Source organism: Halobellus sp. MBLA0158 (assembly GCF_041477585.1).
Classification (GTDB): Archaea; Halobacteriota; Halobacteria; order Halobacteriales; family Haloferacaceae; genus Haloquadratum; species Haloquadratum rubicundus.
This window is the reverse complement of record NZ_JBGNYA010000001.1, coordinates 2388719-2409992: the sequence shown is the minus strand read 5'-3', so window position 1 is coordinate 2409992 and position 21274 is coordinate 2388719. Positions and strand designations below refer to the sequence as shown.

The window sequence follows — 21274 nt, the reverse complement described above, 5'->3', positions numbered from 1 at the left end:
AGCCTCTATCGGAGCGTCTGCCACTTGGCTAATAAGCGTTTGTGCCCGATTATCAAATACAATAAAACTGTCAGCCGATAAACTTTTAATTATTGACCATACTCGGTGTCATATGACATCCAGGGGGCATCCGGAGTCAGTTCGATCGGCAGATAGTGGCGCGGTTTCCATCCTTTCGCATCGAATCACAGAACGCCTCCGGCGGTGAAGACAGATGGGGGGCTCAACACTCCGGCAGAGCGGCCGCACAGCGCTGGTGATCGCATTCTGTCTGTTTCTCACGACGAGTCCAGTGGCCGGAATCGGGCAGTTCTCGGACGCGGGCCAGCAGTCGGCGCTGACAGCTTCCGCGAGTGGTGGTTCCGTTCAGGCCGACCTCGTCGACGTCAACGCGTCGGAACTGCCCGGATCTGGAACTGAAGAGGATCCGTACGAAATCTCGAACGCCTCGGAGCTGCAGGCGATGGAAGATGATCTCGATGCGCACTACGAACTCGTCTCGGATGTTAATGCCTCAAATACCTCAGTGTGGAACGGCAGAAGTGGATTCGATCCGATCGGCAACGACTCCCAAGCGTTTGGGGGGACCCTCGATGGAAACGGATACGAAATCGATCAACTCTATATAAATCGTTCATCGACGAATCGAGTCGGCCTATTCGGACGAACAAACGCTGCAACGGTTCGCGATATTTCTCTTACCGAAGTGAACGTGACCGGTCACAAGTACGTCGGTGCTCTCATCGGCTATAGCTATCAGAGCGCAGTACAAGAGGTGTCTACGATCGGTCAGGTGTCCGGCAACGAGAACGTCGGTGGAGTCGCCGGGATGAACATAGAGACCACGATTCGGAGTGTGTCGACCAACGTTGAGGTGAACGGTTCGACAAGTATCGGTGGACTCGTCGGGCACAATTCTAACGGAACGATTCGGGCGACATCAGCGATGGGGTCGGTCAATGGTTCTACTGATATCGGTGGACTCGTCGGGTACAATTTTGAGGGGACAATCGCGAAAGCATCAGCGCGCGGAAATGTGACGGGTTCGGTGAACGTGGGTGGCCTCGTCGGTGAGAACGAAGCCACGATTCGAAACGCATCTGCCTTTGGTGATGTGGCTGGCTCTGTCAAGGTAGGCGGACTCGTCGGAGTCAACTTTGGGACGATACGGGAGACGATGGCAGTCGGTTTTGTGACTGACTCCGATATCGTAGGAGGACTAGTCGGGATCAACGATGGCGGTATAATCACAGACTCGTACTGGAGTGTGAATACCACCGGCCAGACGAACTCGGACGGAGGGACACCGCTCAAGACTGCCGAAATGACTGGCGAAGCGGCTCGAACGAATATGCAGGGGTTAGCTTTCGGCACCGTTTGGATGATACAGCCGCGGGACTATCCGACCCCCGCCTGGCAGACTACCGATCAGGGCGGATCGGCTCCTGGTGGTGGCGGTTCGGCGTATGGATCGGGAATCGCGCCGTTCACTGACACGGTGCGACTGTCATCACCGCGGGTCAGTTCCAGCCTCGCGGGAAGGATCAGTGTTGAATCCTCAGTCGCGTCCGAGACCTCGGTTGAGCTACTCCGCGAAGGCTCAACGAATTACTCGATCGCGATCACCGCCCCTGAGACTGCTGAGAATGTGACGTTTTATATCCAGGAACGAGCGATATCGGCGTCTCAAGACGTCGAAAACCTCACGATGTACCTCGATGGCGACCAACGGGCTTTCGACGTTGGGGAGGACGCCGGTCCCGGAAACAGCTCCTGGGTCGCGTTCAATATCCCGCACTTCTCGACACGGACTGTCTCGTTTACCGCCGAGAGCGACATAGTCGTCGACGCGGATGGTGGGGCTAATTACACGAGTATCCAAGCTGGTGTCGACAACGCGACAGAGGGTGAAATCGTCGAAGTTCGGCCAGGGACTTACTACGAAGAGGTCACCGTAGATAAGAACATCTCTGTAGTTGCTCCGCAAGGTGCTACTCTGAATGGGACACCGATTGGAACGATCCGATTTGGAATCACGATTCCTGAAGAGAGTGCTGTGTCACCGACTATTGATGGATTCACAATTAGTAACTACTCACAGGCAATCAAGGTCTCATATACTACCGGGAGCATATATCTCCGAAATATCTCGATTCCGGAGGGCGACGGAATAGAGGCGCGGAATTCGCGTGGTACCTTACAGCTCCATAACATACACATTAATTCTTCGATAAGAACTGGTATCTATGCTGTCGATTCTGCCGCTAACTGGACGGTTCAGGATGTAATTATCCGTTCGTACGGGAATAATGGAATTCGATCCGATGATTCTACAGGTGTCTGGGCTATTCAAGATACCACATTCACGAACAGTACAGCAATCTATGCTGACTCCTCTGCCAGTGACTGGTATCTCAAAAACGTAACTCTCCGCGAAGGGTCCGAAATAAACGGCGATTCAGCGTCTGGGAACTGGTCCATTCAAAGTACTGAGTTCTTGGATGGATCTACTCTCGATGGTCGCTTCTCGGACGGTAGGTGGCTTCTTTCAGATGTCAGAATGTCTGGATTAAATGGAGATATTGCTATCTCCGGGTATGACTCCAATGCGAACTGGCTGCTTCACAATGTAACGAGCGGTCCGATCAATGCGGATTACTCGGGAGGGAATTGGAGCGTCTCTGAGTCTACGATTCAAAACGGCCGGGACGGTCTGAGTACTGCACAATCAAGCAGTCGATGGAAGATCTACCGAACCGTCGTTCGAAACAATACGTACGGCATATGGGGCAATGTCTCTGGCAATTGGGAGATTTATCAGAGTCAGATTGTCAATAATTCCGAAGCAGGTGTCTTTGTTACCGGTTCCGGAACGCTTCGAATTGCTCAAAGTGTGGTGGTTCAGGGTTCAGCAACTGATATAGAGACATATGGATCGCCCGAACCGTGGGTCAACGCTACCTACAATTGGTGGGGTGATCCGGCTGTCGACGGGGCCGACTGTATCGGCAATGTCACCTGTGCGAATCCACTGTCAGTCCCGCCGACCCGAATCGGTGGGGTGATCTCAGCTGAGAGCGGCACGTCACTGATCGGCGACAGGGTAGTTGCATACACCGGGAACGTAGAAAGAGGTACTGATCTGTTTGAGGCCCAGATCAGCGACGACGGGCAATTCCGGATCGAAACAGATCATCCGGGCGTCAATCACACGCTTGTGTACGGCGACGATGACGCTGGTGTCACATTCAACAGAGTCCCTGACTTCTACGCAATTGGGAATGTCACGCCGCCTGTGGCGGTCAATGCCACTCTCCCGACGGCACACAACGTCTCGATCCAGGTGACTGACCAATACGGAAACTCGATCGAGAATGCGGATGTCGTGATCGAGCATAGAAACGATGGAGCAGTGTTGCGAGAAGGCGAACGAGACGCGACGAACGAAAGCGGGTACCTTTCGATAGACGGTGCGACGACCTTCGAACTCGTCGGGAACCTCACCATCGACGCCGCGCTCGGTGGCGTCGGCGGTTCAACGAACATCCAGGTCGACAGCGATCGAACAGTCACCGTGGAACTATCCGGCGCCGACGTCACCGGGAATCTCAGTGCCTCGGGTGGATCAGTGGCGAGCGATCGGGTCGGTATCTTTAGGCTTACCGACGATAGCGAGGTCGAAGGCGTAGAGACGATTGTTGACGAAAGCGGTCAGTTCTCGGTCGGTGCTGCGTCGGCTGAGCAGAACTACACGCTGGCATTCGGTGACGAGGATGCCGGTGACATTTCTAACGACGTGCCCGATCTCTATGCAGTTCGACGTGTTTCCCCGCCCGTTGACGTTGGTAACGTCACGATCCCGGAAGCGTACAGCGTCTCCGTCCGAGTCGTCGATCGGAACGGCGAGCCGATTCAGGGAGCGGATATTGCGATCAGTCACAAGAACGGTGACGCGGTTGTCGAAGAAGGGGAGCGAAACGTGACCAATGAGACAGGCTACCTCTCCTCGGCAGCTTCTGCTCCGCTCGAACTCGTCGGCAACGTAACTGTTTGGGCCAACTACAACGGGGTCAACAATTCGACGACCTTGCAGATTGACGATACGAAAGGGGACCGTAGCGTCGTCATAGCATTGACCAGACCGGACGTCTCCGGCACGCTCTCGGCAGAAAGCGGCGCCTCATTAGAGGACGATACGATCGGGCTCTTCAGACAGACTGACGGAGGCGATATCGAGGGTGTCGACAGCACCGTCGGTGCCGACGGTAACTTCACCATCAGCGGCGGATCGGCCGACGAAACATATACGTTAGCTTTCGGTGACGACGACCCAGGGGCCCCGAACGGCGTGCCGGACCTCTATGCGATTCAGCGTGTGTCCCCGCCCGCTGATGTGGGTGATATTACGATTCCGAATGCATACAATGTCTCCGTTCAGGTCGTCGGGCCGAACGGCGAACCCATCCCCGATGCGGACGCCGCAATCACACACACCAACGGCGACGCGATAATCGAAGAGGGAGAGCGCGACGCCACCAACGAGACCGGCTACGTCACCGACGGTGAGTACACAACGTTCGAGTTCGTCGGTAACATCACCGTCTACGCTCGCTTCAGGGGGATCAGTAATTCGACAAATGCGACCGTGACCGACGACCGAACCGGAAACGAGCGGATCGTCGTCGAACTGCCCGGCTACGAGGTCAACGGAACTGTCACCGACGCCGACGGCGACGCAGTGCCGAACAGTTCTGTCGTCTACGACGGGACTGACGGCGGGGACGAGGCGCTCTGGACGCGATCGGTCACGGACGAGAGCGGAAGATACCGCACACAGCTCTTTCCGGAGGGCTACCAGGTCCGGTTCCGTCAGGACAGCGAGAACATCACGTTCCCGATCGACGGCGTCCCGGACATCTACGGTGTCGGCGGGGTTCCGATCGATGGTAGCACGCGGAACGACATCTCGTTACCCCGTGGAAATCGGCTGCAGATTCAGGTGACGAACGGAACGGCACCGCTCGCGGATGCTACGGTTGAGATAGTCCATCGGAACCCGAACGGAGGCGTAAGCGGAGTCGAAGCCCAGACGAACGAGACCGGATGGGTCCAACTCGGCGGTACCTCGGGCGTCGAGGTCAACGGGACCATCGATGTCGAATTGGACTCCCGTAGCTACTACGCTGAGAGATCGACGATCGTGGATTCAAACGATTCGATCGTCCTCGAAGCCGAGAAGCTGATCAACGTCACCGGTCAGGTAATCAATGCCAGCGGAGATTCCGTAACTGACGGCGAAGTGTTCGCCCGGTCGCGCGAGGGGGCGATTAACGATGAATCACCGATCGTCGACAACGGGGAGTACGAACTCACGCTCGCGCCGAACTCGACGTACGAGCTTGGCTTCCGACAGGATGGAGAAGGGACCGACGTCGATTTCCCACAGGACGGAGTCCCCGACGTCCAATCACTGACCGTCATCCAGACCGAGGCGACAGACAAACAGGTGGCCGAACAGCAGCTCGGCGTCGGCCATCCGTTCGACATCACCGTGAAGAACCCAGACGGCACGAACGCATCTGACATCCCCGTCTACGTGTCCGATAACGACGTCGAGGAGAACTTCGCTCTCGGAGTTGCTGGCGAGACGAACGAAAACGGGTCGTTCGTCTTCGACGGCGCGGATGAGCCCGGTATCGAAGTGAACGGTTCGATCGACGTCTACGTCGACGTCCCCGACGATTCCGGTCTCTCCGACGCGAACCGTCGGAACATCGTCGTCGACGAGCCCGGGAACGTCACCATCCAGCTCGCGGAGGCACTGAGGGTGAACGGCACAATTCGTCAGCCGGACGGAGTGACGCCCGCAGGCGACGAGCGCATTCAGGTGGTCGCGGCAGAGCAAGACCGCTCTGCCGGTGCGACGGTTCACACCGACGAGACGGGCTTCTTCGACGCACAGGTCCCGGCAGAGGGCGCGTACCACCTCGGATTCGTGCAGGCCGACGAGGGGAGCCCGGCCAGACTCCCCTACCCGCGTGACGGTGTGCCGGACTTTTACGCCATCTCCACCGTGACGAGCGGCGCGGAGGGAGACTTGGGGAACGTCACGCTCCCCGAACCGCACAATCTCACGGTAAACGTCGTCGGTCCGAACGACGACCTAGTCGAGAACGCGACGGTCCGGCTCTGGAGTACCGCGAACGACGCCTATCAGTGGGGCGGCGAGACGGTCGTCGACGACGGCAGCTTCACCGTCGAGGTGAACGGTTCGGTCGACATCCGGGCCGCGGCTCCCGACGAGGCGGATCTCAGAACCGAGACCGAACGGATCGAAGTGACCTCGGATGACACTGTCAACATCACGCTCAACCGCAACGTGACCGTCTTCGGCAGCGTCGACTACCGGAACGGCAACGACACGGCCGGATACACGATGGAGCTGTTCGGCGATGGCGGCGATCACCGACTCACGAACGAGACCGGTCACTTTGAGCTGTATCCCGAACCGAACCAGTTCTACGCACTCGCGTTCAAACAGACCGACTGGGAGGACGGACGAGCGAACTTCCCGAAGGACGGCCGTCCCGATCTGCACACCTTCGGGGTGACCGAAGTCCAAGACGAGGACCGGAGCGTGGGTGATCTGACGCTCCCGCAGGCCCATCTCGTGAACATCACCGTCGAGACCAGCGACGGCGAGCCCGTCGCGGACGCGGCGGTCGACCTGAACACGTACTCGGGTCCCGCCTCGGCACACCACCCGGGAACGACGAACGACGACGGCGAGGTCATCCTCAACGGGAGCAACTCGCCCGGCATCGAGGTCAACGGGACGCTCCGTATCGGTGTCGGAGAGACCGACGAGTACGCGTGGAACGCGACGAGAATCGACGTAAGCGAAAAGCGCAACGTCACTCTCGTCGTCAGAGACCGCGTCAACGTCACCGGCCGATTGGCGAACGAATCGGGAGCTGCCCTGACCGACTTCGACGTCTTCGTCGGCCGGAGCCAAGCCGGATTCCCGACCGGACAAACGAACGACACCGGATGGTTCACCGTCGGGGTTGGAGCCAATCAGAGCCACAGTCTCACCGTCATCCAGCGGGATTCGGAAACGGGCGAAGTTGCGCCACGCGACGGCGTGACCGACTTCTACGAACTTCCCACAGTCGACGTCGATACTGAGGATCGGAATCTGCAGACACAAACGGTTCCGGACTCCCACGGCATACTCCACGTCAGCGTCGAAAACGAGTCCGGGGATCCAGTCGGGGATGCGCTCGTGACCATCTTTGCCAATCAGTCCGGCACGCCCGGTGTCGAGAGTGCCAGACTTGGAAGTCTGACAGACGAGCAGGGCTACTTCACAGCGGGTGATCATCGCGGTATCGAGGCCGCCGGCAACTACACGATTCGGGTCGAACGGCCGCCGAACGCGGATCAGTACGTAGATGAGACCTACATCAGAGAAGTGAACGTCACAGAAGAGGGTGGCGACGAAACGGTCGTTGTGACGCTGAACGAGACTGACGCCACCGAGCCGAAATCGGACATCTCCATCACTGACGTAAGCCTCCGGGAGACTGAGGTCACTGCAGGCGATCCGATCAGCGTCGATGTCGAGCTCAATAATCAGGGTGGAGCCGTCGGGACTACGACCGTCGAACTGACTTCGGTGGACGGGACGATCTCGGTATCGGAAAACGTGGAAGTCGAGTCGGGTAGTACCGCTACCACGACGCTTCGAACGACCGTTGAGACGGCTGGCGCGTATGATCTGACCCTCTCCGCTGCCGGAGACAGTGTTTGGGATGGGTCGGTGACTGTCGTGCCGAAGCCTGCGAACGTCACACTCGTGGACGCGGACGTATCTCCGAAGAACGTCACGGTCGGCGAAAGCGTCTATGTCAATGTGACAGTGCAAAACACCGGTGACGAACCTGGTAACATACCCCTCCGAGTCCTGGCGAACGGACAACAAAAATTCGGCGACGAGGTGAACGTCTCCGGAGATTCAACTAAAACCGTTCAGTTGCCGATAGGCATCCCATTCAGTAGCGCTGGAGAGTACGAGATCACCGTTGTGAATCAGAGTGACAGAGATAACTCGGTTCAGGCAGGCACCGTGACCGTCATCGAAGAAACGACTGAGAGTGGCACTGGCGCGCCCGGATTCGGATTCGTCCCCGCTGTGGTAGCGCTGTTTGGAGTGATATTCCTCTTCAGGCGGCGCTGAGTCCTCTCTCGGGTCAGATTTCGTTGACCGAAGCGGATAAGCGGTGACAAAGCGCAAATTATCGCAAGTCCTCCCGGGCTGTCACGGTTGTAGACCGAGATTCATCGAAGCCGAGACAGCACTGCCACGGCGACGAGACACAACCCGAACACAGCACCGTCGGGCAATACCGGCGTACTCACCGGCGTCGATGATCCATCTTCCGTCTGAGACACCTCCGACGTAGCCGAGTCGGACGCCGGCGAGGGCGCACTCGCCGAGTCATCATCGCTTGGTGTTTGTCGTGTCGATATCGATGACGTTCCCGTGGTATCGGTGACGGAGATCGGTTCCGTCGTCGCGGTGTGAGTCGAATTTGGGCTCATCGTGGTCGTCGTTGTTCTATTCTCTGGGGTGTTTGTGGCCGCGGGTGCTGTCGTTTGGGCTCCGGCCGGTGGCGCGCCCGGTCCCGATTGGGTGCCGTCCGCTCCACCCGTCGTGGTCTGCGTGTCGGTTGCTGTCGGAGTCTCCGTCGAGGCTTCGACTACGGAGACCTGATAGGTGTTGACGCCGATGAGTTCCTGATACCCGTAGATGGTGTTGTCGCGTTGTACACCCGTATAGAGACGGTAGTCGCCAGGCGAGAGCGCGCTCGTGTCGATCTCGGCGGTATAGTTGAGATCTTCAGTGCGTGTCGCCTCCGTAGTGATGGACGTGGAGTCGTTGCCGAGACCAACCTCAACGCTCGCCGGGGGTTCGTCTACATCAACGTCGTCCGCCTTGGTGAGACTGAACTCGACGTCGAGGGTCGAATCTGTCTCCGTTTCGTTCGGCGTGCGTTGCGTGACGGTGTACCCGTATATCACGAGCGGTTTGAGCGCGTGGACGTCGTCAGCGTCGGTTTCATCGGTGATGACGATCGCGTAGGTGCCGGCCGCGTAGCGGTCAAGCGAGAAGCGTGCATTGCCGTCGCCGTCCTCGTATGCGCTCGCTCGGAGTCGTTCCTGACTGTCGATGAGACGGATTGCGTACGATGTACCAGACGGGGCAGATGTCGAAACCTCGACGGTCCCGCCCTTGGCGTATCGCCCGACAACAGAGATAGTGAACTCTCCGGAGTCAGTATCGAGCGTCCGTTCTGGGATGTCGGTCTCCTGATCGAGCGTGATCTCGTATTCCTCGCTGGACTGCCCCGTGACTGGGGCAATACTCAGAGAAACAATGAGGAGTACAGCGAGAATCGCACGAGCAGAGGGCATCGAGTACGGTTCGTTGTCTCGGGACGGCGGGTAAGTGTTTTTCCATCGCTACGACGTTCGGGCACAGCAACGACCCGATCGTGGTGGAATCGATGTATCATAAAGAGCCGCGTGACCACGCTCAGCGACCCGCAGCAAGCAGCCTGCCGGGGGTCGCGTAGGCGATCATCAGAGCGACGCCGAGCGCACTCACTGCGGCGAGTGCGACCGCTCCGAGTAGGGTCGCGCCGACCGCGAACGGCGACAGCGGCACCGACAGACGGACGCCGAACACGACCAGTAGATCCGCCCACACCAGTCCGCGCAGGACGGCGTACGCGAGAGCGAACGCGACTATCGCGGCTGGAACGGCGACGCGAATTGCGTCGGCGAACACCAATCGCAGAACGCGCCGCGGAGATGCCCCGGTCGCGCGATAGATACCGATCTCTCGACGGCTCGTATGGACCGCGTAGGCGAACGTCGCCGTCGTCCCGCCCACTGTGCTGAGGCCCGCGAGTCCAACGATCACCAAGAACAGGACCTGAACGTTGCCGAAGACGTTCTCGATCGCGCGTCCGATGGCCGTGCCCGAGGAATACTCGCCCTGGGAAGCCAGCGTGGCGGCGACACGCTCGTCGCCGCTGACACGATACGTCGCCGTCGCGAGCACCGTGCCGTCCGATACCAATCGCAGATCGTACGATCCGGGCGCAATTCGGCGATCGAAGCCCGCATCGGCGGCCGGGACCGTGATTCGCGTGACGTTTCCACCGGCCATCTCGACGGTTCGCGTTTCGACCGTCGAGGGCGTGACGAGCGAGACGTTCCGAACGAAGAACGTCCCCCACGGGTTCCCGAGCTGGATCTCGACGGTCGGGTCGGTCAGTCTGGTGCCAGTGGTGGGTTGGACGTCGAGTCGGCCGGTCAGTTCCTGTGCGGCCCCGTCTTCGACCACCAGAGTGTGAGTCACTGTCGCGTATCCCTCCTTCTCGACGGTGATGGTGTACTCACCTTCGACGGTGGGTACGCGGATCGGTGCGACCCCTTCGTCCGTGGTCCGGGCACGTCGTTCCCCCAGCGTCACGGTCGCGTCCGGGACCGTTGTCCCGTTCCGGAGCGCGGCCGGTACGATCAGCGTCACTCCCGGGGGTGCGCGATCGGGATACTCCTGCGGGATGACGAACGCACGCGGAGAGTACACATCGAGCGACTTGGTAACCCCGTCGGACGCCACGGTGTAGGTACCCGGCTCCAAGCTCTCGAACGTCACGTCCGTCCGCGTGGTACTCCCGGCTGCCGCGGTGACCTCGACTGTTTGGCTCCGATTCCCGAGGCGAACGGTCACCGTACGGGAGTCGCGCTCGTCGCCGAGGTTCTGTGTCGTCACCGTGACCGTGTAGTCACTCCCCGCTGCGACCGACGATTGTCCCGACAGACCCGTCACGGCGATGCCACCCGAGTCCTGGGCCAAGTCGTCGAACGCCTGCGTCGTTCCGTTCGTCCGGATAAGGTGGACTTGACCCGTTCCTGTGGCTAACTCCTGCGCCGTAGCTAGGGGGACGACGAGCTGATCGTCCGTGATCCCGTCTCCGGCGAACGTTCCGACGATACGAACGCGGCGGACGCCGGGCGTGACACTGCCGCCGACCGTGATCGTCTCGCCGACGCCGAGATCGAGTGTACTTGCGAGGCTCGTTCCGATGACCGCCTGATCGGTCGCGCGCGGGGCGTGGCCGGTTTGTAGCCGGGCACCCGTGACGGCGCTGAAGGAGGTGAAGTTCGCGCCGCGGATCAGGTACGGATCGCCGTCGAGCGTCTGCGCGTAGAGGACCTCCGGGCTCGCGGTGAAGTTCTGACCTCGGAGGACGCTCGCGTAGTCTTCGCTGAGTCGGCTGTTCAGCGGGTGCGGCGCGCCGCTTTCGACGACTGTTCCGCTGGAGGTGGTCGCCAGCGGCGCCACCGCCCCGCCGATCGCCGAGATCAGGAGCACGATCAGCACGAACACCGCGAGCGTCGCCGTCGTCGGGACCAGCGCTCGCCAGGTGACGAACGTCGGGCGCGCTAGCGACACGAGCCGCTCGGGGAGCGAGCGCCCGGTACCCCGTATGCGACCCGACCCATCGAGCGCGGCGGGATCGCGTCGAATCACCGGCACCGCCGCCAGCGCACCCGCGAGCAGTCCCATCCCGAACAAGAATCCACTGACGAGGAGAACGAACCGGAGTATCTCCGGGGTGAGGACCGTCCGCAGCGTGACGGGCAACCCGGCGTACGTGGCCGCGTTGATCACCGCGTTCGTGGCGATGAGCCCGACCGCGAATCCGAGTAGGACGCCGGTCCCGGTCACGGTCGCGACCCGACCCTCCAGTAGGCCGAACAATCGGAGGGGCGAAATCCCCGTCGCGCGGGCGACCCGGATCTCTTGGCGGCGGTCGCGAAGCGACATCCGCGTGACGTTGTAGACGACGACGAGAATCAGGACACCGCTCCCGACGACTGCCAGCGAGAGCGTTCGGATGATCTGAGTGACCCCACGGAGAAGGAACGGAAGTGCCGCGATCAGTGGGACTCCGTCGAGTCGCCACGTCGGCTGCTCACCGCTCTGTCCGGCAGTACCGGAATCGATCACCAGCGCGCCGGCGTCGCCGAGGCTCGCGACGGTCTCGGCGCTTCCGATGTACCACGTCGACGCGAAGAGACGTGAATCGGTCGAATGCGGCGTCACGCGCATCGACGCCCCGTCGACCTCCTGTGTCGTCGGCTGCGTCACCGGGCCAGCGAGACCCTCGCTCGGCGGCCGCGGGATCGCGGCCGACTCCCACGCGACCGACGCCGACTCGATCCGCTCGGGTGCGTCGGGCGGAATCCCCACCGCACGGTGGGCTCCGTCGCCGTCGACGGACACACGCACGAGCGGGAAGACGATGTCGTCCCCGTCTGCGGACGTCTGCGCCGTCTCGTAGGAGCCGTAGTACGTCGCAGACGCGGAGCTTCCGAGGTCGTCTTCGAGCGTCGAGGTGTACGAGCCGACCGTGAGCAACAAGACGCCGGAGCCGACGAGGAACGCGGCCGTGACGGTGATCACGGCGACGCTCAGCCACTCCCGGCGCGACCACGACGCCACGAGCGTGGACTCGAACCGCATTTCAGCCTCCGAACGATCTCATTCCGGCAGCGAGTAGTCGATATCGTCGCTATCTTCGACGAGCCGACCGTCCCGAAGCAGGACCGTCTCGTCGAACCGATGCGCCAGCCCTCGGTCGTGACTGATCAACACGAGCGCCGTGTCGGTCTGTGATTTCACCTCGAAGAGCAGATCGAGCACGCGCTCGGCCGTGTTCGGATCGAGCTGGCCGGTGGGCTCGTCGGCCAGTACGACCGCCGGGCGGTTCGCCAACGCCCTGGCGATGGCGACTCGCTGTTTTTCGCCGCCGCTCAGCGTCGCCGGATACTGGTCCGCGAGGTCTTCGATCCCCAAGGCGCCGAAGAGTTCGCCGAGCCAGTCCTCGTCGCGGCTGCCGGTGTGGTCCTGCGGTAACGCGGCGTTGTCCCAGGCCGAGAGGTCCGGGATCAACTGGAAATCCTGGAAGACGAAGCCGATCGTGTCCCGGCGGACGACGGCACGCTTCCGCTCTGGGAGCTCGCTCGCGTCCTCGCCGCGAACGAACAGCGAGCCGCTCGTCGGCGTGGTCAAGAGCCCGAGCACGTTGAAAAGCGTCGTTTTGCCGGCGCCGCTGGCGCCGCGGACGAGCAACGAGACATCGGGATCGACCGACAGCGAGACGGAATCGAGAATACGGGTCCCGCCTCGTTCGACGGTGAGTTCTTCGCCACGGAGGACTGGGCCGGCCATCGTGTGCCTCGATTGTCGGGTCCGGTATGTATATCATTTGCTCCCGTCGTCTGATTGAACTGACTCTGTTCGTTCCGGACCTATGGGCGGCATCGGTGCTACATACGGCCAAAGACGAGTGTCAGAACTCAACATACCGTCGCGTTCGACCGCGGCAGCGACACGACCGTCGGGTCGAGTCCACCAGCGGTGTAGACGACGTTTCGGGAACCCGTCCACTCCCGATACACGTCGGACGGGACCGTCTCCGGACCGCTCGGGAACAGGTGCGCACCGGTCGTCGTCCACGACTGCTGGGAGAGGACGGCACAACGCGGTGACGGTCCGCCCGAGAGCCAGGACGCGGTGGGCGTGACGGAGACGTTCGCCCCGAAGGTGTGCCCTCCGACCCGACTCAGGGAGTGATCGGTCGTCCACGCGCCCGAGTACTCCGTGCTCACGAACTCGACGCTCTCGTACTCCGACCCGAGCGTCGTGCTCGGGACCGAACCGGTGTCCATATTGACGAACGCGAGCGGCGCCGTCGTAACGGTCGCGACGACGACCACGACGACGATCGCGAGTCGGAGGAAACGGCGGACGCCGCTGCTTCCATCGCGGCTGAGCAAGCGGGCGAGCGTCACGCCGGCGACAGCGACGACGGGGAAATGCAGGAACGTCTGTGCGCGCATCGCCGTCGCGAAGTACTCGGCCGTGAGGGAGGCAGTCAGACTGAATCCGATGATCACTGCCGGTGACAGAAAGAGCGCCAGGAGGATCGTGCCGCCGTCCCCCTCGCTGATGAGATCGAGAGACACCGCTGCGCTCAGCGCGACGAATGCTAGGAGCGCGACGAGAGCGAGGACGATCTGCGGCGTGCTCGCCGTCCCGGGGTAGATCGGCGTGAAGGCGTTGAGCGCGACGACGAGGAAGAAGGCACCGATCGTCCCGAGGTAGATCGCCCGCCGAATCCGGAGGCTCGTGTGCTGGAGCCAGACGATCCCGACGACCAGCACGATCGCCCACGCGACGAACAGCCCCGGATACGCCGTGACGCGATCGACGTACGGCACCGCCAGCGACAGCGACGTCTCGGCCGTCCGGTAGTAGATCGCCATATAGGCCCAGAATCCGCCCGCGATCACTACGCCGCCCACGAGAGACCGAAGCGAGAGCCGCCGGGAGACGTGCCGCGCGGTCAGCCCCGTGATCACCAGTCCAACGACGAACGACGTGAACGTGTGGAGGATCGGGAAAATGACCAGGAAGAGGCCGGAGATCCCGTACCACCGTCGCCGACCGGTCCGGTAAGCGTACTGGAGCGAGACGGCGACGAGCAGCGTGAAGAGAATGCCGACCAAGTCGGAGTCGGGAACGGTCGTCCGACGGAGGAATAGGCCCTCGACGGCCAGAAGCCCGGCGACCACGAGCGCGACCGCGGACGCGCTCACCGAAACTGTCGCGGATTCCTTGACTGCACGACGCGCGATCGCCACCCCGACGAGACAGATTCCGGTCCCGATCACCGTCGCCGCCGGCTGGGTCACACGAAGCGCAGGCGTATCGAACACCAGACCGGCGACTGCGAATACGGCCGTGAAAAAGAGATTGTCGGCCCGTCCGGTGAGCCCGAGCGTGCCGGTGTCCATCGCCGTCTGCGCGCTGGCGGCGTAATTGAATCCGTCCAACGTCGAGGGATACTGGCTCCAGTAGAGCGGCCCCGCACGGAAGGCCAGTGCGACTCCGAGGAGGGCGACGATCGCGAGTCCGACCTGGTGACGACGACTACTCATTCGCATCACCCCGTTTTTCGGACACCGATATATTTCTGTCCACGAGCAGCGTCGCCGGTGCGGCCCGGACCGTCCCGACGGCCGCCAACAGCGCGCTGATGATCGCGACTCCGACACCGATACCGAGCGCGCCCGCCACGATACTTGGCGCGAGGACCGGATCGAGAGCCAGTCCGAACACCCGGAGTTCGCCGATCGACAGCAGCCAGCGAACGATGCCGAAGCCGAGGGCGAAAGCCAGAACGCTCGCTACGGCGCCGATTTTGAGCGCGTCGGCGAACACGGCGACGAACACGTCCCGCGGGGTTGCCCCCGTCGCCCGCCGGATCCCGATCTCGTCTTTCGCGGTGTGGACGGCGCGGGTGAGCGCCGCGGTCGTGCTACCGACGGTCATCACCGCGAGCAGCGTCACGATCGCCAACACGAGCGCTTCGATGTTTCCGAACACGAGCTGGATCGCCCGGGTGATCCCGCTGCCGGCGGTGTAGCGACCGCTGCTGGCGAGCGCCGCGCCCAACCGCTCGTCGCCGCGGACCGTGTACGTCGTCGATGCTTGGCTCTCCGCGTCCGCGGTCACCGTGACGGTGTAGCCCCCCGGCGGTTGGCGCGGGAGCGAGATCCCGTACTCGGTCGATTCGCCGGCAGGGATCGTGACGTTCCGCGACCGTTCACCGCCCGGCGCGCTGACGACTACCGACGACTGCAGATCGGTCGCCCACGGGTTCGCCAGTCGAACTGTCGCATCGGGTCGCGTGAAGATGCTCGGCGTGTCAGGTGAGATCGCCACGGACAGCGTCGGACGTCGCGCGGCGTCCCGCGTCACCGAGACCGTCTCTGTAGTGCGGTTCCCGCTGCTCGTCGCAGTTATTTCCGTCTCACCGACCGATTCGAAGCGGATGCGGGCCGCTCCCCGGTCGTTCGTCACCGCCGTTTGACCACTGGCTGATACGGTCGCGTTCGGGACCGGAGTCCCGCCCCGCAGGACGACGATTTGCGGCGTACTGTTCACCGGAACTGGGTCCGGAACGTCGATCGATAGCCCCCTGGCTGACGCGGATCCCCCTGTCGCCTCGCCGTCGTCGAGAGCGGCTTGTTTGTCGATGTCGCCGACGACGAGGCGATACGTCTCGCTGTCCCGGAGATCGAACGGCACGAACTGCTGTGTCGTCCGGCGACTCGACAGCGTGATCGACGTCGTCCGCGTCGTCTCGCCGACGGTCACATCCAGGCTCCGCGTTGCTTCTCGCAGGCCGAGATTCGTCACCGAAACGACGACACCGGTCTGCCCGTCCCGCCGCGTGAGGCGCGCGTCGGTGACGACGACCGTCGAGCCGGTCGCCGAATCGACACCGAGCCCGCGGACTCGCACGAAGTGGACCGAATCCGCCGGTCGGTTCGCGAGGTCACGCGCGGTCGGCAGACTGACGAGCAACTGATCGTCTTGGATCCCGCGCCCGGAGAACGTCCCCGTGATCTCCAGACGTGTCATCGCGGGCGCGGTGCTCCCACCGATTACGATCGTCTCTCCGGACGACAGTCCGGTCGACCGCGCCAGGTCCGCACCGATCAACGCCTCGCTTCGATCGGCCGGCAACGATCCGGTCCGCAATTCGATGTCCGCAAACGACCGATACGCAGAGAAGTTCACGCCGCGGGCGACGATCGGATCGCCGCGGTACACCTCAAACAGGAGGATCTCGGGGCTGGCCTCGGCGCCCTGCGCGCGGAGCGCGTCCGCGTACGATTCCGGGACGTTGCTGGCGACCGGATGCGGCGTTCCCGGCTCGGTGATCGTTCGCCCAGTTCCTGACGCCAACGGTCCGAACGCGCCTGCGACCGCCGTCAGCACGAGTAGCGCACACATAAACACTGTCAGCGTCGCGGCCGTCGGGACGAGCGTGTTCCACCCTAACAGCCGCAGCCGTCCGAGCCGACGGATTCGGGACAGCGGCCCCAGCGAGCGGCGCTCGTCGTTCGTCACCCGCGGTCGGAGCTGTGGATCGTGCGCCGTTGCCGAATAGGCGGCCCCGACGCCCGAGACGGCCCCGACGGCCAGAAACAGGCCACCCGCGGGGACGAGGATCCGCAACACTCGCGGCGTGAGCTGTACGTTGAGCGTCGTCGGCAGGCCGTACGCGAGGGCGACGTTGACGACGGCACGGACGAAGATGAGGCCGAACCCGTAGCCGACCGCGAGTCCGATTGCCGTGAGGACGAGCGCCCGGAGCCCGTACATACTGACGATCTGCCGCGGCGTCGCGCCCGTCGAACGCAGGACGGCGATGTCCGGGCGGCGTTCCCGGACGGTGACTCGGACGACGCTGAACACCGTCACGCCGACCAGCAAGCCGCCGCCGACGGCCGCCAGCCGGAGCACGTCGACCAACTCGGCGGACCCATAGACGAAGAACAGTAGCGCGGACAGAAGCGGTGTCCGCGGCGTCGGCGTCGATCGGATCGCATACGACTCCGTGTTCCCCAGTTCGCGTGCCGTGCTCGGGTGGGCGACGTACCACGAATCAGGCAACAGCGTATGCGAGGCTCGCGATTGCACGGCTACGCCGTCGCGCCCCGAAAACACGGCATCGCCCTCAGGCGTCGCCGCCGCTACGGTTCCGCGCTCCGCTGTCGGGAACGTAATCCGCTGTCCGCGGACCGTGATATTCGGCGCATCCGCTGGGATGCCGATCACCGTCACCCGTTGGCCCGCGCCGGAAACCGTGCCGAGCGTGAACTGGACCGGGGGCGGTTGCTCTCCCGCCGGAGCGTCAGTCCCCTGCGCGAGTTCGTAGGTGGTCTCGAACTCCGCGGCGATCGCCGTCGTCTGCGCGCCGAGGGTGACGCCGAGCAGCGAGGCCCCGACGAGGAACGCGACCGTCAACGCGATCACCACGACGGCCAAGGTGTCCCGCCGGGCCCACCCGAAGGAAAGTGCTCGTCGATATCCCATCAGCAGTGAGAAGCAGTCGGTACTGCGTGGTTCCCGCACTCGGATGCCGAACAGACACGTAGTGGGTAGCTAGCAGTGATCATTGGCTTGCGGTGACGTTGATCCAGAGGTGGACCTCCCGATACGAACTGTTGACCGTCGGATTCGGCGGCGCAGATCCCTTGTACAAGAGGTATGTGAGTCGGAGGCGCTCGCCGGTCATCGTGGGTGTGATCGTGTCCCGAGCCTGCCAGGTGGCGTTGTCCGCGACGGTCGGCGAGTACCGATTCAGCTCGTTTCGTTCCCGGACGAGCGTGGTGTTGTTCTGGATTTCGACCCGCTGGAGTTGCGACACCAGCGTGTACTGGACCGTCTGGTGTTCGTGGTTGCCGATGCCGACGATCAGCGACCGCGTCTCGCCCTGCGTGAACTCGGTCGGGTAGTCGTCGGCGACGAGTTCGCCCGATTCGGTCTCGGTCAGGAGATACAGTTCGGTGAACGCCTCTCCCTGTCCGGGGACTGCGACCGCATAGCCGACGCTGCCGACCGCGAGCAGGATACTCACGACCAAGAGCACGTTGAGTGCGGCATCGGTCCTGGATTCCGGCTCGAATAGCTCCCGCCGCGCACCGGCGATCCACGCCCGATACGGGACCCGGAATCGGTCGACCTCGTCCAACTGGGCTCGGCGACGGGCCGCGACCGCCGTGAGGACGATCGTGATGCCAGTCACAGACACCAGGATCGGCACCAGTCGAATTCCCCACGGCGTGAAGTTCAACACGAGTCCGATCAGCGGGACGACCGCGATACTCAGCCCGAAGGAGAGCGCGACGCGCTCGATCCCGTCGATTCCCTCACGGCTCGAGGCGTCGTCGACGTCGTCCTCCGCTGGAGGGTCGCCGGCTTCCGGAAACAGCGCGGCCACGAGCGCGTACCCGGGAACAAACAGGACGTACGGGAGCCCCAGAATGATCCGAAGCGGGGTCTCGCGGACGCCCGGGACGGTCGCGGCCACCGTCGTCGCCACTGCGAGGACGACGACAGCCGCCAGGTCTGCGGGGAGATGCCGGACGGGCTCTGGGAGAAGTAACCGCCAGTCCGAGTCCCGACTCATGAATGTCCCTCAGATGAGAGTTCACAAAAATTGGTCGGTCTGGGAAAGCAGCCGTTCCGCGGTTTCGATCGCCGCGGTCGCCTCGTCGGCTTCGAGCGCATCGGGGGCGTACGCCGCCTGCTCGTAGGCCGTCGTGAGCCCGACGACTGATTCGTCCACCTCGTCGGTTCCGTGTCCCCGCAGTCGGTCCACCAGTTCCCAGTGCGTCACGCCGGGGAGCAGTTCGTACTGGTCGACGAACTTGGCACGAACTGCCTCGTAGATCGTGATCACCGCCTCATCAGTCCGTCCCTCGGCCAACAGTCCCTCGGCGTCATTGACCACGGACGTCTCGTCTCCGGCCCCGGATACATCGTCCGTGGTCGACGGGGCCTCTGCGGACTCCTCATCGTTCCCACTCTCGTCTCCGTCGCCGGTCTCGGCCGCCTGACCGGGGCCGGTTCCGAACAGGCCGAGCGCGCCGAGGGGGAGTCGTCCGAGGACGTCACGGGGTCGAATGCCGTAGGCTCTCGCCGCAACGGCGGTGCCGCCGGCCAGGACGAACCCGACCGCGGCGAATGCGACGATCCATCGGGTCGGATTGGTGCCGGGGAAGCCGCCGTTCGCTCCGTCTCCGTTTCCGTCGCTCGCTCCCTCGGTCTGCGTCCCGTCCGCTGTCGTCGCACTCGCGGGAACACTGACGCGAAGGCGCGCGGTCGACGAATCGAGGTTCCCGCCCGACGGACGGTACGCGGCCGTAACGGTCAGGTTCCCGGTCTGATTCGTGACATCGAGCGCTGCGGTCGAGGCGCCGTCGGCATCCGTCGTGACCGTACGGCTACCGTTCTCCGCGGTCAACTGAACGGGTTCGCCGCGTACCTGCCGACCCTCGTCGGTGACGAGCACTGCCGTGACCAGGATCCGCTCCGACGTTATCTCCTCGGGACGAAGCGTGAGGTTCGTCGTCGACGACCGAACGCGAACCGTTCGGGTTGCAGAGGTCTGCTCGACAGCGCGTTCACGGACCGCCAATTCGACTGAGACCGACTGATTCCCCGGAGTGACGTCCGCCGGCACGTCGACTGATGCGGTGTAGCTCCCTTCCGGGCCGGTTCGGACTCGCAGCGCGGTGTCGGCGAAGGCGACCCGGAGCGGCATATTCCCGACGCCCCGTCCGTCCGCGCGGAGCTGTCCCGTGACGCGAACCGTATCACCGTACACCGCCGTCGTCTCCGAGAGCGTCGCCGACACCGTCGACGCCGTCCCTCGCACGGTGATGTTAACTGCCGCCTCGGACCGTTCGTAAAGGGACCTCGGTGCCGGCCGATACGCGACCGAAACGGAGTCTGCCGATTGCGGTAACAGCACCGGGCGATAGAGGAGTTCGAACCGACCGTTTGCGTCCGTGCGAACCGTGTCAGTTTGTCTCCCGACCGCGAGCGTGACGGTCCGGTTCGAAACCGGGGCGTCTTGGGTGCGCAGTTGGCCCGTGAGCAGGACCGGCGCGTCGAACGCGATCGATGTCCGGTTCGCGGTTACCTCCAGGGTCGTTGCGACGAACTCCCGCTCCCGAACGGTCGTCGCGATCGCCGTCGCGTTCTGGGCCACCCCCTGTGTACTCCGAATTGCGGGTCCGAACTCGATGCCCGTGCTGTTTTCGAGTTGCTCGAACCGCTCGGTCAACGTCCCCGCGGTCTCGTTGACGCCTGTCGCAGCCCGTGAGAGATCACGGGCTAACTCTCGCGCCCGCTCCCTGTCGCCGTCTTCCCGGGCTTCCTCGTACTCCTGTCGCGTCTCCCGGAACTCCCGGACCGCATCACGGTACTCGTCGTGAGCCTGTTGCGTCTCGTTGAACTGTGAGGCGCGCCGATCGTCGCCCGACCCGTCGGTGTCGCGCGCCGTCGTGACGTAGTTCGAGAGCCACTCGGGGTACTCCTCGTCGAGCCGCGAACACGCGACTTCTTCCGACAGCGTGGTCCGCTGAGTGCAGTTGATTAGCGTCTCGCCCATCCGACCGCTGAGCCAGTTTTGGACGGCTTCGAGGTCGCCGTCGCCGCTGGTCTCTTCGGGGTTCTCGTGTTGAATCGTGGAGTTGTTCGCTGTCTGTTGTGCTCGGTCGCCTCCCACACCTACGTCAGTGAATGACGGTCGCTCCGATCGATCGC

At 62.9% G+C, this 21274-nt stretch carries 8 protein-coding genes; 1 reads left to right on the top strand and 7 read right to left on the bottom strand.

The window, feature by feature from the left end; genetic code table 11:
* The first annotated feature begins 214 nt into the window (after positions 1-214).
* Complete coding sequence (locus OS889_RS12130; RefSeq protein WP_372390123.1) at positions 215-8239, top strand: hypothetical protein; 8025 nt, start codon at positions 215-217, stop codon at positions 8237-8239.
* 101 nt (positions 8240-8340) lie between these two features.
* On the opposite strand, the gene OS889_RS12125 is transcribed toward OS889_RS12130, so the two are convergent.
* From OS889_RS12125 to OS889_RS12095, 7 genes are all read right to left on the bottom strand, one after another.
* A complete protein-coding gene (locus OS889_RS12125) occupies positions 8341-9477 on the bottom strand; it encodes a hypothetical protein (RefSeq protein ID WP_372390121.1) in 1137 nt (378 codons plus the stop codon).
* Positions 9478-9598: 121 nt separating this feature from the next.
* A complete protein-coding gene (locus tag OS889_RS12120) occupies positions 9599-12604 on the bottom strand; it encodes an FtsX-like permease family protein (protein ID WP_372390120.1) in 3006 nt (1001 codons plus the stop codon).
* An 18-nt stretch (positions 12605-12622) separates the two neighbouring features.
* On the bottom strand, positions 12623-13312 hold the full coding sequence (locus OS889_RS12115; RefSeq protein WP_372390118.1) for an ABC transporter ATP-binding protein: 690 nt from the start codon (positions 13310-13312) through the stop codon (positions 12623-12625).
* A gap of 128 nt (positions 13313-13440) precedes the next feature.
* A complete protein-coding gene (locus tag OS889_RS12110; protein WP_372390117.1) occupies positions 13441-15084 on the bottom strand; it encodes a hypothetical protein in 1644 nt (547 codons plus the stop codon).
* Positions 15077-18034, bottom strand: coding sequence for an FtsX-like permease family protein (locus OS889_RS12105; RefSeq protein WP_372390116.1), 2958 nt, complete (start codon positions 18032-18034; stop codon positions 15077-15079). The genes OS889_RS12110 and OS889_RS12105 overlap by 8 nt, the downstream gene beginning before the upstream one ends.
* A gap of 79 nt (positions 18035-18113) precedes the next feature.
* Entirely contained in the window at positions 18114-19130 is a 1017-nt protein-coding gene (locus tag OS889_RS12100) for a DUF8471 domain-containing protein (protein ID WP_372390114.1), read from the bottom strand.
* Between the two features lie 21 nt (positions 19131-19151).
* On the bottom strand, positions 19152-21236 hold the full coding sequence (locus OS889_RS12095) for an alpha-2-macroglobulin family protein (RefSeq protein WP_372390113.1): 2085 nt from the start codon (positions 21234-21236) through the stop codon (positions 19152-19154).
* Between the last annotated feature and the right edge of the window lie 38 nt (positions 21237-21274).

Excerpts from the sequence above, each read along its gene's own strand:
- OS889_RS12115 (WP_372390118.1), bottom strand. The coding sequence starts at position 13,312 with ATGGCCGGCCCAGTCCTCCGTGGCGAAGAACTCACCGTCGAACGAGGC.
- OS889_RS12105 (WP_372390116.1), bottom strand. The coding sequence starts at position 18,034 with ATGGGATATCGACGAGCACTTTCCTTCGGGTGGGCCCGGCGGGACACC.
- OS889_RS12100 (WP_372390114.1), bottom strand. The coding sequence starts at position 19,130 with ATGAGTCGGGACTCGGACTGGCGGTTACTTCTCCCAGAGCCCGTCCGG.
- OS889_RS12120 (WP_372390120.1), bottom strand. The coding sequence starts at position 12,604 with ATGCGGTTCGAGTCCACGCTCGTGGCGTCGTGGTCGCGCCGGGAGTGG.
- OS889_RS12110 (WP_372390117.1), bottom strand. The coding sequence starts at position 15,084 with ATGAGTAGTCGTCGTCACCAGGTCGGACTCGCGATCGTCGCCCTCCTC.
- OS889_RS12130 (WP_372390123.1), top strand. The coding sequence starts at position 215 with ATGGGGGGCTCAACACTCCGGCAGAGCGGCCGCACAGCGCTGGTGATC.
- OS889_RS12125 (WP_372390121.1), bottom strand. The coding sequence starts at position 9,477 with ATGCCCTCTGCTCGTGCGATTCTCGCTGTACTCCTCATTGTTTCTCTG.